Genomic DNA, 15,212 nt, shown 5'->3' with positions numbered 1-15,212 from the left:
TTCACCCGAAGGGAATATTTGAAGCCGACCGTTTACCCATAAAATGAAGCCTCCCGAATGTGTGATCAGTATTGGGAGGGGGACGAATGCGCATCGATATCATCGACACGGACGCCGGCTTTGAGGCGATCCGCGAAAACTGGGATGCGGTGTTCATGGCCGATCCCCATGCCCGGCATTTCCTCTCCTGGGGGTGGCTGAGAGACTATATGCCGCGCCGCAGGCGCTGGTTCATTCTTGCGCTGCGCGAACGGGCGGAAGGCTCACCCTATGTGGCGTTTTTCCCGCTGCGCATCGTCACCGAACCGGACAAGAAAACCGGACGCTTCCACGACAGCATCGTCATGGCCGGCAATGCGGCGGCGGATTACACCGGTTTCATCACCCTGCCGGACTATGAAAATCACGCAGTCGCCGGTTTCTGTTCCTATATCCGCCAGCAGAACTGGACCGAGTTGAAGCTCGATTATTTTTCCGGCCCGCCGGAACGCCGCGAGGCGATGATCCGCGCACTTCAGGGCCCGCTCGTCATGTTTCGCGACAACATGCCGACCAACCCCTACAACATCAACAATTGCATCTGCCCGGTGGTGGCCCTGCCGGAGACGTTCGACGGCTATCTCGACAGCCATATGAGCAGCCAGACCCGGCAGAAGCTCAGGCGTTTCCTGAGAAAAGTGGAGGGCGGCGACGAATATCGCATCACCTTTGCAACGAGGGAAACAATCAAGCGGGACATGGACATACTTTTCGATTTCTGGCGCATCCGCTGGGCGCCGCACAAGGGCAAGGAACGCACGGAACTCCTGATCGGCGCGACACGGCAGATGCTGATGGATGTCTATATCCGTGGCGATCTGGAAGTGCCGGTACTCTGGTTCGGCGAACAGCCGCTCGGCGCGCTCGCCAATATCATCGACCGCCAGAAGAAATCGGTCCTGTTCTACATTACCGGCCGCGACGAGAACTGGAAGACCCCTTCCCCCGGCCTCGTGCTGCATGGCCATTGTATTCGCAGGGCAATCGAGCAGGGTTTCAAAACCTATGATTTCCTGCGCGGCAATGAGCCTTACAAATATTTCTTCGGGCCGGAGGAGCAGAAGCTGAGCTGCACGCTGTTCCGCACCCGCTCGGGCGACAATCTCGGCGGCACGCTTCACCCGCGCAGCATCCGTTTTGTCTACGAACAGGCCCTCAAACTCTATAAGACCGGCCAGAAGGCGGCCGCCAATATTGCCTTCGCGCAGGTGCTGACTGCGGCGCCGGACCATCTCGGCGCGCAATTCGGGCTCGCCAATCTGTTGTTCGACCGGGGCGAATTCCGGGAGGCCGAAATCGCCTTTCTCAGCCTTCTGGCCGCCGGGCAGGAACCCGTCGTCCTGTGGCTGCGCATCGGCGAGGCCCGGCTGGCGCAGCAGCATTACCACGAGGCATCCGAGGCATTCCGCCAGGTGACCAATCGCGCGCCCTTCCACCGGGAAGCGCTTTACAAATGCGCCGTGGCGCTGATTGCCGCTGAAAGAACGGTGGAAGGTGCGGAAATCCTCGACAGGCTGCAGCACTATCATTCGGACGATGCAGCGCATCTGGAATATGCGGAAAAGGCCCGTGCAGCCCTTGCCCGGCTGGAACTGGCAAAAGCCAAGGTTTCGCTGCCAGCCGATGTCGTCACGCTCGCCATCAAGCCGAAAACGGCGGGCAAACGCTGGCACCCGCCAAAGGTTTTGCATTAAAGGCAACGCCCTGTAAGTTGCGGCAGGAAAAACCGGCCGGACGACTTGCAAGGATTTTTGATGTTTCTGACCAACAAGGACATGCTCGATCTCATTGAGCTTCGCCATGATCTTCACCGTCATCCGGAAATCTCCGGCGAGGAGAAGGAAACAGCGCGGCGCATCCGCGCTTTCCTCGAGCAGGCGCAGCCCGACCGGCTTTTCGCCGATCTCGGCGGGCACGGCGTGGCTGCGGTCTATGACAGCGGCAAAAGCGGCCCGGCGATCCTGATCCGTTCAGAACTCGATGCCCTGCCCATTCACGAAAAGAGTGACGCTGAATACCGCTCCGGCACCGACGGCAAGGGCCATCTTTGCGGCCATGATGGCCACTCCACCATTCTGACGGCGCTGGCGCTTGGCCTTTCCCGGCAGCGGCCCGCGACAGGTCGCGTCATCCTTCTGTACCAGCCGGCGGAAGAAACCGGCGCGGGCGCCGCCGCCGTCCTCGCCGACCCGCGATTCGAACACATAAAGCCGGATTACTCCTTTTCACTCCACAACCTGCCGGGCCTGCCTTTCGCCCATGTCAGCGTCGTGGAGGGACCGGTCAACTGCGCGTCGCGTGGTGTCAAAATCCGCCTTTCCGGCAAGACCGCGCATGCGTCTTCACCAGAACACGGCATTTCCCCGATGCGGGCAATATCCCGGCTGATGCCGGCCTTGGCCGAACTGGGCTCCGGTTTCCCGCCAGAGCCTGATTTTTCGATGGTGACGATCACCCATGCCGCGATGGGCGAAGCCGCCTTCGGCATTTCCCCGGCTGATGCGGAAATCTGGGCGACGCTGCGGACACTGACCGATGACCGGATGGAAAAACTCTGCGAGGCTGCAGAAGCTCTGGCTAAAAAGGTGGCGGACGAACAGAAGCTGACGCTCGACATCTCCTATGACGATATTTTCCTGCATTGCGAAAATGCACCCGACGCTGTGGAATATATCCGGCGCGCGCTGGACGAGGAGAAAATCTCCCACGGTTCGGAGGGTCTGCCCATGCGGGCTTCCGAGGATTTCGGCCGCTTTCGCGCCGTTTCGTCATCGGCGATGTTCTTTCTCGGCGCAGGCCAAGACTATCCCAACCTGCATAATCCGGATTACGACTTTCCGGATGCGCTGATAGGCACCGGCGCGCGCATCTTCATGCGCATCATCCGCAACCTCACCGACGCGAAATAGCGGCGGCCGGCTTTATCCAGCCGCGATCAGCCACCCGTCAGCCGCCCTGGGGACCGTTGCTGGGCCGGGCGGCGCGCACCGCAGCCAGGCCCCGGATGCCATCCTTGTTTCCGATAGCCGTCAGGCTTTCGAAAATCTGGGCCGCCTCACCATAACGGCGCATGGCGAGGTAGGAATAACCGCGCAGCACCATCAGGTCCGTGCGCTCATCCGCCAGCCGCGCCCGCTGGTCGAGCAGGAGAAGCGTTTCGGCATATCGCTTCGACCCGAATGCGGAAACCGCTCGATCGGCAAGGATCGACACCTGCAGCTCCGTCGCGCGTGGGCGATCCATACGCGATTTCGTCGCCGAGACGGCCGCATGGTCCGTCAAGCCCATGCGCAGATAGGCAAGGCTCTGGCCGTAGGCTGCGTCGCTTTTGACATTGGACTGACCGCTTTCAATCGCGGATTCGAAAGCTTTGAGAGCCTCCGCCGGCCGGTTCGTCTCCATCAGGCACCAGCCGAGATCGAGCGCCTGCTGTGGCGGCAGACGTTGCGGATCGGGATAGGCCGCGCAGGAACGCGGGCGCGATGCGGCGCTGGTTTCCCTTTGCACCTGCGCGGGGCGGCGCGCCTGCTTGCGCGAAGGCTCAGGCTGCTGAACGACAGGCGGGTTATAGACCACCGCCGTCTCACCCTGCGGTGCATTGGTCTGCACGGGCGGCGACGTCACCTGTGCGACAACCGGCGGTGCGGTTATGGGAGCAACCGCCTGCCCGGACTGGTCCACCATGCGCGCCGTTCCGACATCAGCGATACGTTGCGAACGGCCTCCCCATTGCTGCTGGATGCCACGCAGGCCGACGAGATTGCGAAGATCGTGATAGCTGACCGCCATGCCGTAGGCCGATGGCTCATCATCCGGTTTCCAGCCAAGGGCCGTGCTGAACCATTGCAAAGCAAGCGGCGTCTGCCGGAAGGCAAGCGAATACCAGCCGAATTGCTGCGCCGTCGCCGCGTCCTTGCGCGCCACCGTTTCGGCGGCGATACGTTGCAGCACCTCCGGCGGCAGGACGACCGGCGGCTCCAGCGCGAGAAGATTGGCCGTTGCGGCGAGATAGGTCGCAAGCGCATCGTCGGATGCCTTGCGCCATTTATACATGACGTCCTCGGCCTCACGGGGCTCGTTACGGTCGATCAGCGCCAGCGCCAGCCCCTGCGAGGCAGATGCGCTGTCTTCCTCTTCCCGCGCCTTGCGGAACCACTTCTCCGCTTCCGTCATGTTCTTCTGCCGGATATTGTACCAGCCGAGCAGCAGGGCGTCGCTTGCAAGCTTGTCGGTCTCGGCAAGCCGCTGAAGCCGCATCACATAGGCCGAAGGAACGGCAACGCCCTCCGTCTCCCCTGCCTTGGCCACGAACTGACGGGCGAGATCGTTCTTGACCGGCTCGAATTCCAGCTGACCGTCGGCGCCGGGTTTTTCCCTGGTCAGCAGTTCGTCCATCATTTCCGCCGGCAAGAGCGCGGATGCCTTCTGCACGGTGGCGAGCCTGTCGCTGGCGACCGTGCAATTGTTGAGGATGTAGAGATAGGCGTCGCGCGCCCGTCCCATCCGGTCGGTATTGGCGAAGGCATCGGCAACCCGCCACAGCACATCGACCTCGCCGCAGGTCAGCAGGCCGGGATTGTTGGCGGCCGTATCCACCACTGTCGCATATTGCTTGAGATCGGAAGCATTGACGAGCCGCTGGCGCGCTTCGGCAAGGGAAAGCATACCCGTCAGATTGTCGGGCGGCTGCCAGCCGGGTTCCGCCTGTTGGCGGTCGGCAATCGCCTTCCTCACTTCGGCATAACGGCCGTCGGTATAAAGCTGCCACATGGCGTCGAGCCGTGGATCGCCGTTTTCGGGAATGGCAAGAGGATCGGCAGGCGGCGTCCAGTTGGGATAAAGCGTGCGCAGACGCGCGATTTCGGCCTGAAGACGCTGCGTATCGCCCCTCGCCGCGAAATAGCGCAACGCACTCAGATCGACGTCGGGCATATCGGCCGATGCAGGCTGGTTGGCGCGAGGAGCGGGCGCCTGCGCCGTCTGCGTTTGCGGCGCCTGACTGCCAGCCTGTGTCACCGGCAAGGGATCGGTCGCCGGCACCGTGACCGGCGGTGTCGCGGGCTGTGTTACCTGCGCCATTTCACGGTTCTTGACGAAAGCGTTGATCTGCGCCGGATTGGCCGCCGTCGGCAAAACACGCTGTACCGCCCGGTTGTCGCCGACCGCCGAGGTATGCACGTCCGACACCCGCCCGAGAATGCTGTCGCGCCAGTGGAAGGCGGCGAGCGCTATCAGAAGCAGAATGAGAGCCGAGGTCGACAGTGGCTTGTTCATCGGCATTCCCCGTTATTCCCTGCCAGAAACGACAATGCCAGAAGATGCAATGTGGAAGGATAATAAAGTGTTGGCTGGAAGTTTTTAAGTTCGGCAGGAATGGCCACCCTCCCTCCGACGCAGCCGGCGAGCGCCGGAATGATACGATAGCCGGGATCGGACAGGACATCCTTGACCGCTCCGCTCTTCAGATCGAAGGTCCCGGCAGCGCCGCTTTCCAGCGTCATGCCGCCTTTCAGTCGGGCGAGCAACTCCGGCGACCCCGTATTCGCCCTTGCGAGATAAAGCGGTATGCGCACCGCATTATAGCCAAATTCCGGCGGGAAACCCGATGCCGGCTGCGGCTTCGTCTTCACCGAGACCCAGTCAGCCGGCAGTTTTCTATCGCTGAAAGCGAATGTGCCGATCTGCACCACACCGTCATCGGCAAGCGCTTTCCAAAGCGGCGATGGCGCAACAAGATTGAGCACCGGAAAGGCCTCGAAAATCAGATAGGAAGGATTGACCACTGGCCCGTCCTCCCGGTCACCCTCGTCGAAACCGCTGGCCGCCGGCAGAAGCAGTGTTCGCCCGCCGCGTTGGACCACCGTCTTCTTGAGAATGGCGGATGCGATGGCTGCGGATGCTTCGGCATAATCCTGACGGTTCCATTGCCCGGCCGCCAGCGCCAGCGCATAGGCGATCAGAATATCGCCATCCGTGGCGTTGTTGATATCGGTTACATGCGGTCTGGTGCGCGGATCCCATTTCCAGGCGGAAAGCCCGTCGTCACGCACCAAAAGCTCGGTGCGCGTGAAACTCCAGATCAGCTCGAAATCGGACAGGTTATCGGCAAGCACGGCGAGCCACATGCCGTAGCCCTGGCCTTCGCTATGGCTGATATTGTCGTTGCCGGTATCGATGACGCGACCGCCGGGATCGAGAAATGCACCCTTATAGGCGGACCACGCCTCCGGCGAAACCGAAGCGGCGCGGCTGACGGAAATACCTGCGATCACCGTCATTATGGAGAGGAAGAAAATACCGGCCAGTTTCGAGATCCCGTTCTTCATCGATGCCGTCCCATCATGCGCAGCATCGTGAAAGTGGCGAGGCCGAGGAGAGACACGAAACCGATGAACGCGAGCGAATAGGAAAGAACGTTGGACGACAGCCAGTTGGCGGCGACCAGCCTCCAGTTGGAAAGGGAAAACGCCCGCGTGACGTAAAAATACGGCCGCTCCACCTCCACCGTTTCAAGCTTTTCGGCAGCGGCATCGTAAGCGGCAACACGTCCCGTGACACCGCGCCAGCGGTTTTCCCGCGTCATCGCCGCCATGCCGTCACGAAGTTCCGCCGATGTCGGGGCGGTGGCCAGCGTCCACACCCCTTGGCCGGAGGGGCTGAGCCCCTGGGCAAGCATGAAGGAGACATTGCCGGGCGGCGCATAAAGCTGTTCGGCTGCCGGCAGGAAGCGCAGCGTATCCGAGCTCAGATCGAAATTCCGCTTCATCCATTCCTCGAGAGAAGACACCTGCCCCTCCCAGACACCGCCGTCTACCCGCTCGCGCCAGTCGTTGAAAAGGGTCTCGCTGCTCTGGGCGGGCGGCTGAACGCCGGTTCCCATTTTCCAGGATATCTGGCTGGAGGGAACGAGATTGAACTGGCCGATCAATGCCTGCGGGAATTGCGAAATCGTGCCGACGAACAGCGCGTCGCGGTCACCGATCACCAGCGGCGATGCGACGGTCTCGATGTCGATGGGATGCCCAGCCACGCTTGCCAGCCGGCTGATCAGCGTGGCTGCCGCGGACATGGTATCGGTATCGAAACGGTCGAGCGACAGGGCAACAGGAGTTCCACTTGTACGATAGGGCTGTCCGGCCCCGGCCATCGCAGCAAGATCCGGCTTGCGGCCGATCTGTGCGTAGTCCGGAATATGAAGTTCCGACGTGTCGAACAATGCAAAACGCGGCGTCGTGCTGGCAGGCGCGCCGGGCGCGCAGGCCTGATCCTGCGCCGTCATCAACACCGCCTCGATGGTCACCTTATTCGGCCCGGGCTTGAAGTGGCGCATCGTCACACTGATCGGCAGATGCCGGAAAATGCCGCCACCGTCGTTGGAAATCGGCACGGTCGAGGCGATCTGGTCATTGACGTAGATATCGACGTGGCTGCCCGGCAGTACCTGCGACGAATAGGCGGCATCGAGAAGAAGCGACGCCTCACCATAGGCGGACGCATAAAAATCGGCTGGCATGCCGACGTAAAATTCGTTGCGGAAACGCCGGCCGCCAAATTCGGTGCTTTCGAAACCAAGTTCGGAAAGCGCGATACGGCGATCCGACATGACGAGCGGCACATCCGGCGCGTGCCAGCTGCGGGTCGAAAAAGTCGTTCGCTGGGCACCGGGTGTGCGCGATATCGACGAAAACAGCGTCTCGATTGCCGCCTGCACCGCCTGAGGGGTGGGGCCGCTGACAAAAAGCGGTGAAAGACCGCCCGGCGCGGCGGCGCCGAAGCCGGCGAAAGCGCCTGCCGAGGCCTCGGGTGGCAGCGTTCCGGCAATTCCCGCAATCTCACGGGCGGTGCCGACGAAGACCGTCAGCGTGCCCGCCTTGCGCTCAGTGGAAGGAGCGGCCACGAAACGGATCGTCTGGTTCGGCATCTGGGTTCTGAGCGCCAGCGCCTGCGAAAGACGCAGGAGAGAATCCGCAAATGCCGGATTGCCGAGCGCCGGTGCGACGATCTCGATCGACGTCATCGCCTTGCCATCCGGCCCCGTTGCCTGAATATCGTCGATATTGGCAAAGCTTCCGGCGACATCCGCATTAAAGCCGATATAGGTATTGGCAGGGTCTATATCGGTCCACAGATCGTAGGTGGACTGGATTGTGCAATCGGTTCTATGGCGTTGCTGTACGCCCAGTCTCACGACATTCGAGCCGACCTGCAGGACGCCGGGCGGAATCTTCAAGGAGACATTGCCCTCGCTGTCAGGCGCTTCGATACGCGCCGGATCCAGCACGACATTGTTCAGGCTGACCTGAAAATTCGAGCTTTCCGGTGCGACCACGATGGCGTTCTGATAACCGATATTGAGCGAAACGGCGGCATTCACCTGCTCCGGCGTCAGATAGATGCTCCATTGCCGCCGGTCCATCTCCCCGGAAAGGCTGAGCTTTTCATAGGGCAGGATGTATCGGCGGCGGCTGTCGGCGTTGAGCGACGGGGCCGTTGCGGGAACGGGTCTTGCGCCTTCCTGACGCGGAGGGGCCGCAACCGGCGGCGGCAACGGAACGGCTGGGCGCTGTTGCGGCTGCGGCGCGGGCTGAACCGCAAATGGCGGCGGAGCGGATGGCTGAGGTGGCGTCTGGACCGGACTTTGCGCCGGCATCTGGGCAGGGGGCTGTTGACGGGGCGCGGCAGGCGCAACGGCGGACGGCGGCACGGGTGTCGGAGCCGTCTGGGCGGGCCGTTCCGGCGACATGTCGAAGGGGGAGGACTGCGCCATCGCGCCCGTGGCGACGGCACCCCATATCAGCACTGCCACAGAATCCCGGATGGGTTTACGGCCGGTCATTTTACCGCTCCGACAGGTTTGGCGTCTCTGGGAGCAGGCCGAAGCGTCCGGACCAGATAATAAAGGCCGCGCTGCGTCTGGAAGAGTGATATGGCCAGGAAGATGGCCGTGCCGCGGATAAGGCCGGGGTTCTTGCGACGAACCCGCTGGAATTCGCTCCACTGTTCCGAATTGGCGAAGATCAGGTCCGCGATCAGGCGGTGATCGACGGCGCGTTGCGGCGAGAAGGTGCAGCCGATCGAGACGAAACCCTCGCCCTTCACCGTTCGCACCACGTTGACAGGCATGGTTTCCGGCACGCCCTCGCTATGCGGCTTGACCTTCACGATGGCCGTCGCGCCTTTTTCGATGGTTGTCGCGCTGTCGAAGAGATTGATCAGCAGGCCATGCACCGACACGTTGTCGATGGAAGCCGGCACCCAGGCGTCGCTACCCTCGAGCTTGACTTCGCAACGCCGTTTGACCGTGATGCGCCGCGACGCCGACTTGTCGCCACGCTCGGAAACGACACCGAGCGCACAGCCCGCGAAGATGAGATTGAGCAGGTTCCAGCCGCCGACCACTAGCGTGACATCCGCCTTGTAGGGCTCGCTGTAGATGCGCCATACGGCAAAGGCCATCGCCACCAGCAGCAGCGCGAAAATGACGAAGAACGGCCGGCTGATTTCCGAAAGCCGCGCCTCGGCAATGGATTCATCCTTCGCCGTCACCTTGAAGGTGGGCTTGCCGGGATTGAAAATCACCGAAACGACGGCGGGCAGGAGGTGAACCGTCTGCACATATTCGTAAAGTTCCGAAATCCACGGCCAGCGGAAGCTGCCATAGAGATAGTTCTGCATCATCAGGTTCACGAGCATATAGGCCGCCGTATAGGCCAAAAACTCGCCGCCCGAGGCCACGAAAATCTGCAGGTCGAAGAACAGGTAGAACAGCGGCGCGAACAGGAAGATGGTACGCGGGAACGGAAACAGCCAGAACAGCGTCGACGACATGTAGCAGAGGCGCTGCGTAAACGAGAGACCGCGCCGGAAAAGGGGCTGGCGGAAGATCAGGATCTGCATCATGCCCTGCGCCCAGCGGCTGCGCTGGCCTATGAAGCTTGCGAAGGTGGCCGGCTGCAGCCCGGCGATCAACGGCTTGTCGACATAGATGCTGTTCCAGCCACGCGAATGCAGCGCCAGCGCCGTTTCGCAATCTTCCGTGATGCTGACGCCGCTGAAACCTTCGGTATCCTGCAGCGCCTCACGCCGCAGCACGGCGGCGGAACCGCAGAAGAATGCACCGTTCCACTTGTCGAGGCCGCGCTGGATGATGCCGTAAAACATCTCGTTTTCGCTCGGCATCGTCTCGAAGGTGCGCAGATTGCGCTCGATGGGATCGGGATTGACGAAGAAATGCGGTGTCTGCACCAGAAAGAGCCGCGGGTCCTCTTCGAAATAGCCAACCGTTTCCAGAAGGAAATCGCGGGCGGGTGCATGGTCGGCGTCGAACACGGTCACGAGCTCGCCGGTCGAATGGGCAAGCCCGTTATTGAGATTTCCGGCCTTGGCATGGACATTGCGCTCGCGCGTCAGATAGCGCACGTCGAGGTCCTCGCAGAGCTTCTTCAACTCCTCGTGGCGGCGTTGCGCCGCCTGCGCCTCGACGATATTGCTGGCGTTGCGCTTTTGCACCGAGCCGCCATCGTCCAGCAGCCAGACGGTGAACCGGTCGGCCGGATAATCCATGTTCTTGGCCGCTGCGAGCGTATTGGCGAGAAGCTCCGCATCCTCGTTATAGCTCGGCACGAAGACATCGACCGTCGGCCGGTAATCGGGTGAACCGGGCCTCGTCTTGCGCGACGGCAACGGCATCGACACGATGACGAGGCTGAGCGCCAGCATCACGACGCTGTACATTTCCGCCAGATAGAGCAGAAAGCCGGGAATGAAGTTCTCGAGCTGGTTGACGGGCGGCAACGTGCTGGTGGTGCGCCAGTAGACATAGCGCAGCACGATGGCCGTGCCGAAACCGAGCGCCACCAGACGCCAGGCCCCCTGCCCGTTGAAGCTCTTGATCGTCGCCAGCAGGATGAGTGAAATCGCCGTGGCGACCAGATGCGTCTGCAGGCTGACCGGCATCGTGACGATGGCCAGAACGCAAAGCGACACAAGTAACCAGACAATGATTGTGATGGCCTTGCTCATCCAGAAACTTTCCGTTGTCTTCCCCACCCGGAATTTCGGCCCGGAGTTTTTGCGATCTGCGCCTTGGCGTGCTCTTTCCCGCTGGTTCCGGCGATCACCTGCATCCTGACGTCACCCCCGAACCGGACAGACATGCGGGCGACGGAATGGATACCTGCGGGGCCTGCGACGGTTGCCGGCCGCTATCCGCCGGCACACTGTCCAGATGCCTGCCCGTGGGCCTTGCAGGCTGGAGAGGTGCGCCAGCCGATGTGGGCGACGGGATACTGACTGCAGCAACGGGTGGAAGCGGCTGCGGTTCCGGCTGGGCGGGCGGCGCAACGGCAGCCGTGCGGCGAACGGGCCGGGACGGCACGCTGGCGGTCACCTCGCCGCCGGGCCGCATCGGCACCTCATCCGCTTTTATGGGATAGACCGGATGGCCCGGACGCCCGAGATTTTTATCCACCGCCTGCGGCGTGCCGTAAGGGTTCCAGCTGGGCGAGGCATAGGTGCCGGTGATCGTGTAATTATACATGACAGCCAGCAGCCGCTCGACGCTTGCGCCCGACTGGCAAAGGCGCAGCCGCACCTTGATGCGCCCGAGATTGCGGAAATCCTGCCGCATGCTTTCCGGCGAGCGTATGTCCTGCCAGCCATAAAGGCAGGTATCGTCACCCCGGCCGCTGCCGGCAGCATAGGAGAACGCGCCATAACCGTTCTGCAGGTAATTTGCCGACATGGCGATGTTTTCGCCCGGAAACTCGGCGCGGATTTCCCGCGCGACGGAAGATGCCCTGAAACCGGAAAAAGCCAAGGCGTCGCCACCGGTATCGCCGGCCTGTTGCGGACCGAAAAACTCGGCCTTGATGTAGTTCTGCCCGGGCGTGGCGGCCTCGGAGCGCAAGATGACCTGCTGCGTCACGGCGTTGGAATAGGTGCGGTTGACCACGGTAACGATTTCGGGACCACCGGGCGGCGGGAAAACCAGCGCCTCGGAAGGAGACAGCATCTGGGGTCCCCCGAAGGACCGGACGCCCGCGGGAGTATTGCAGCCCGACAGAACCGCAATGGAGAACAGCAATGAAGTATAGGCAGAAAAATTCACTGCCTTACGCCCCTTTATTTCCCCAACGCCGCCCAGGTTAAAAGGAAACCGAATCACTAATGACCAGACCATCGTTACGAAATACGTGAGGACTACGAATAAGCAATCTCAAATTTGCGTTGTAATTTCTGACACTTTATGACTGACGAATCATCGTTGCCGCCCCATGTTCGCCGCGGAAGAAGGCGGAACCAATCGCGCTGCCGGGGGTTGGCTTCCTGCCGGGTCGATAATTTTACGGTTGCAGCGCAATATGTCCCATGGTCTACTTGCCTCCATAATGACGTATTTTTATTGGCCCGCATTTTATTCAACTGTAAAAACAGAGAGTTGACGTATGACATTGCAATTTCCGAGCATCGCGCAGACGCTTGCCGAAGAGATCGGAAGATTACGCAAATGGCTGGATGAGGACGCCCTGCCCCTGTGGTGGGAGGCGGGTTCGGCTCGCCCGGATGGCGGCTTTTACGAACGTCTCGGCCAGGATGCGAAACCGGTTTTTTCCGATGACCGCCGCGCCCGTGTGCAGCCGCGCCAGGCCTATTGTTTCGCCGCCGCCGGCCAGCATGGCTGGCAGGGACCGTGGAAAGACGCGCTCCTGCACGGGCTTTCCTGGTTCGAGAAGGTCTATCGCCTTGAAAACGGCCTTTACGGCAACCTTGCCGACCAGACCGGCCGGCTGATCGATCCCTCCTTCGATCTCTACAATCAAGCCTTTGCGCTGTTTGCCGCCGCACAGGCGGCCGCAAGCCTTCCCGAGCGCCAGGACGAGATGCGCGGCCGGGCGCTCGATATCCTTGCCATCCTCGAACGCGACTACAGACATCCGGTCGCCGGTTTCGAGGAAGCGAACCCGCCGCGCACGCCGCTCTGCTCCAATCCGCACATGCATCTCTTCGAGGCGATGCTGGCCTGGGAGGTGCAGGACCCGGACGGCCCATGGTCGGCGCTGGCCGACGAGATCGCCGATCTTGCGCTTAACCGCTTCATCGATGGCGGCAATGGCGGCTTGCGCGAATTCTTCGCCCATGACTGGACACCGCATGACAGCGACAAAGGCCGGATCATGGAACCCGGCCACCAGTTCGAATGGGCCTGGCTTCTGGTGCGCTGGGGCAGCCTGCGTGGAAACGATGAAGCGATCGGCAAGGCAAAACGGCTGTTCGAGATCGGTGAAGAGCACGGCATCTGCCCGCGCCGCAAGGTGGCGGTGATGAGCCTCTACGACGATTTTTCGGTGCATGACGGGCTGGCGCGGTTATGGCCGCAGACGGAATGGCTGAAGGCTGCGGTGCGGCTTGCAAGCGTCACGGGCGGCGAGGAGCGTCAGCGTTACCTCGCCTCCGGTCTCAGCGCCATCGGCGCGCTGCAGCCTTTCCTCGACACACCGGTCAAGGGCCTGTGGTTCGACAAATGGCCGGCCGACAGGCCGATGCTCAACGAGCCGGCGCCGGCAAGCACGTTTTATCACATCGTCTGCGCCATATATGAGGCGGAGGCTGTGCTGGCGACGGCCAACTAGTATCGGACCACCGGACGAGCGGCATCGCCGCTCGCCGGTTTTGGGCGTAGATCAGACCTTGGCCGGGCGCACGACGCGCCAGTCCGGTCTGCCGAGATTGTGCGGCCAGGGGTGAACATCCTTGTCGTTAAAATAGACGACCTCTTCCAGCTTCGGAAAATCCGCCTGTTTCAGCGTCACGTCATTCATCCACGGACGAACATAGGAATCGCCGCCTTCATAACCCAGTTCGGCAACCCAGACCGGTTTGTTGAAGGTTTCGACAAGTCCATAGCCCTTGCGCAGCAGATCGGTGAAGGTCTTCGGTCCGCCATATTCGATCTTGTCGTACTCCTCGAGACCGAAAACCGAGAGGCCGACCAGATCGGCGTAGCTGTCACCCGGGTAATAGGCCTGCAGACCGTCCAGTCCTTTCGGTGACCACATCACCTTGACGCTGGGAACAGCCTTGCGGGTCATGTCCACCATGCGTTTATACGCCGTGATGTAATCACGCGGGTTCCAGCCCGACCACGAGAAGCGGCCGGACGTGTCTTCCATTTCCTGTCCCCAGCGCAGGATCAGCGGACTTTTCATCGCCGACATGCGCGCGGCGATCGCCTGCATGTTCTGGTCATAGTCGCCTCTCATCACCTTGCGGCGCAACTCGTCGGAGGTGAGCCGCCAGTTAACGTCCCAGGACCAGGGTTCGACCGTGATCAGCACGTTGCGCTTGCGCTCCAGAGCGTAGGCATCCGCAAGTGCGAGACTGTCGAGATCCACGTCTTCCCAGGGCAGGAACAGATGTTCCGACGCCACCCCGGCCTGGGCCGTGAAATCGCCGTGCGGATCGTAGGCACCGAAACGGATACCGTCCGCATGCAATGTCGGTCTTTTGTCGGCAAGTGTCTTCATGCCCGTCGACGTCATGGGGGCGACACCCTGTGCGTCGAGCTTGAGCACCGGATACATGCCGGCGGTAAAGGCTGCGGCGGCACCACCTGCGAACAGAAGTTTTCTTCTTGTTATCTGCATGACACCTTACTCCCTACCTTGTTGCCGTCATCGCCTTGTCGTAAGCGGCGATCTGCGGCGTGACATCGTCCTTGCGGACGAGTTTGAGGAACTCATCGCCAGGGCGTGGCGGGTTGTGCCGGAACACATACCACGGCCCGCCCTGCTTGCGCTGGTAGAGCACCTTGCCAATGCGGCCATGGTCGAAGCAGGTATCGGCCTTGCCGTTTCCTGCAGCGCTTTTCCAGGTGGCGCGCATGCACAGGGTGCCGTTGGCATCGACGGTCCAGCGGCCTTCACCGATGGACTTCTTGCCCTTTTCTTCCGTTGCGGCGATGAATTTGCGGTCTTGGGCGATGAAGCGTCCACCGCCCGTTTCCCATTTCCAGGTCTTGTCGAAGTACATGTCCACGACTTCGCTGGTTCTGAGCGGTTTCGGCGTCTTCGTGCCGCCTGCAGCGTGGACCGCGCTTGGCACGACCACCGCAAGACAGAGTACGAAAGCGGAGAATCCGCATTTGCTTATTGTTGTTTTCATCACAGCCTCCT

General features: G+C 61.5%; 10 protein-coding genes. 3 read left to right on the top strand and 7 right to left on the bottom strand.

All coding sequences use genetic code 11. The features are described from left to right. Nucleotides 1-86: 86 nt before the first annotated feature. Both ACIK7D_RS13190 and ACIK7D_RS13185 read left to right on the top strand, forming a co-directional pair. Nucleotides 87-1,733, top strand: coding sequence for a GNAT family N-acetyltransferase (locus ACIK7D_RS13190; RefSeq protein ID WP_400156516.1), 1,647 nt, complete (start codon nt 87-89; stop codon nt 1,731-1,733). A gap of 60 nt (nt 1,734-1,793) precedes the next feature. Continuing rightward, on the top strand, nt 1,794-2,948 hold the full coding sequence (locus tag ACIK7D_RS13185) for an amidohydrolase (RefSeq protein ID WP_400156515.1): 1,155 nt from the start codon (nt 1,794-1,796) through the stop codon (nt 2,946-2,948). A gap of 37 nt (nt 2,949-2,985) precedes the next feature. Here ACIK7D_RS13185 and ACIK7D_RS13180 read toward each other — a convergent pair whose 3' ends face one another. The 5 genes from ACIK7D_RS13180 to bcsN all read right to left on the bottom strand — a co-directional run bounded on the left by ACIK7D_RS13180 (nt 2,986) and on the right by bcsN (nt 12,052). Then, entirely contained in the window at nt 2,986-5,319 is a 2,334-nt protein-coding gene (locus ACIK7D_RS13180) for a cellulose synthase (RefSeq protein WP_400156514.1), read from the bottom strand. After that, nucleotides 5,310-6,365, bottom strand: a complete 1,056-nt coding sequence (locus tag ACIK7D_RS13175) for a glycosyl hydrolase family 8 (RefSeq protein ID WP_400156513.1) — start codon at nt 6,363-6,365, stop codon at nt 5,310-5,312. The genes ACIK7D_RS13180 and ACIK7D_RS13175 overlap by 10 nt, the downstream gene beginning before the upstream one ends. Then, on the bottom strand, nt 6,362-8,875 hold the full coding sequence (locus ACIK7D_RS13170; protein ID WP_400156512.1) for a cellulose biosynthesis cyclic di-GMP-binding regulatory protein BcsB: 2,514 nt from the start codon (nt 8,873-8,875) through the stop codon (nt 6,362-6,364). The genes ACIK7D_RS13175 and ACIK7D_RS13170 overlap by 4 nt, the downstream gene beginning before the upstream one ends. Further along, a complete protein-coding gene (bcsA, locus tag ACIK7D_RS13165; RefSeq protein ID WP_135397311.1) occupies nt 8,872-11,061 on the bottom strand; it encodes a UDP-forming cellulose synthase catalytic subunit in 2,190 nt (729 codons plus the stop codon). The genes ACIK7D_RS13170 and bcsA overlap by 4 nt, the downstream gene beginning before the upstream one ends. 94 nt (nt 11,062-11,155) lie before the next feature. Beyond that, entirely contained in the window at nt 11,156-12,052 is an 897-nt protein-coding gene (gene bcsN / locus ACIK7D_RS13160) for a cellulose biosynthesis protein BcsN (protein ID WP_400156511.1), read from the bottom strand. Nucleotides 12,053-12,485: 433 nt separating this feature from the next. Here bcsN and ACIK7D_RS13155 point away from each other — a divergent pair, with 433 nt between their 5' ends. Continuing rightward, the gene (locus ACIK7D_RS13155) at nt 12,486-13,670 is read left to right on the top strand and encodes an AGE family epimerase/isomerase (RefSeq protein ID WP_400156510.1); all 1,185 of its coding nucleotides are present in this window, start codon (nt 12,486-12,488) and stop codon (nt 13,668-13,670) included. Between the two features lie 51 nt (nt 13,671-13,721). Here the strand turns inward: ACIK7D_RS13155 and ACIK7D_RS13150 are convergent, their stop codons facing one another. Further along, entirely contained in the window at nt 13,722-14,684 is a 963-nt protein-coding gene (locus ACIK7D_RS13150) for a glycoside hydrolase family 26 protein (RefSeq protein WP_135397305.1), read from the bottom strand. A 13-nt stretch (nt 14,685-14,697) separates the two neighbouring features. After that, nucleotides 14,698-15,201 (bottom strand): DUF995 domain-containing protein, encoded by a 504-nt coding sequence (locus ACIK7D_RS13145; protein WP_003523821.1) that lies wholly within the window; start codon nt 15,199-15,201, stop codon nt 14,698-14,700. Nucleotides 15,202-15,212 lie beyond the last annotated feature (11 nt).

Origin of the sequence: Agrobacterium sp. P15N1-A (assembly GCF_044626815.1) — a bacterium.
Lineage (GTDB): Bacteria > Pseudomonadota > Alphaproteobacteria > Rhizobiales > Rhizobiaceae > Agrobacterium > Agrobacterium leguminum.
This window is presented reverse-complemented; position numbering and strand designations above follow the sequence as displayed.

Bases quoted from the DNA above. Each gene is read 5' to 3' on its own strand.
- bcsA (WP_135397311.1), bottom strand. From the start codon at position 11,061: ATGAGCAAGGCCATCACAATCATTGTCTGGTTACTTGTGTCGCTTTGC.
- ACIK7D_RS13170 (WP_400156512.1), bottom strand. From the start codon at position 8,875: ATGACCGGCCGTAAACCCATCCGGGATTCTGTGGCAGTGCTGATATGG.
- bcsN (WP_400156511.1), bottom strand. From the start codon at position 12,052: ATGCTGTCTCCTTCCGAGGCGCTGGTTTTCCCGCCGCCCGGTGGTCCC.
- ACIK7D_RS13180 (WP_400156514.1), bottom strand. From the start codon at position 5,319: ATGCCGATGAACAAGCCACTGTCGACCTCGGCTCTCATTCTGCTTCTG.
- ACIK7D_RS13185 (WP_400156515.1), top strand. From the start codon at position 1,794: ATGTTTCTGACCAACAAGGACATGCTCGATCTCATTGAGCTTCGCCAT.
- ACIK7D_RS13145 (WP_003523821.1), bottom strand. From the start codon at position 15,201: ATGAAAACAACAATAAGCAAATGCGGATTCTCCGCTTTCGTACTCTGT.
- ACIK7D_RS13190 (WP_400156516.1), top strand. From the start codon at position 87: ATGCGCATCGATATCATCGACACGGACGCCGGCTTTGAGGCGATCCGC.
- ACIK7D_RS13155 (WP_400156510.1), top strand. From the start codon at position 12,486: ATGACATTGCAATTTCCGAGCATCGCGCAGACGCTTGCCGAAGAGATC.
- ACIK7D_RS13175 (WP_400156513.1), bottom strand. From the start codon at position 6,365: ATGAAGAACGGGATCTCGAAACTGGCCGGTATTTTCTTCCTCTCCATA.
- ACIK7D_RS13150 (WP_135397305.1), bottom strand. From the start codon at position 14,684: ATGCAGATAACAAGAAGAAAACTTCTGTTCGCAGGTGGTGCCGCCGCA.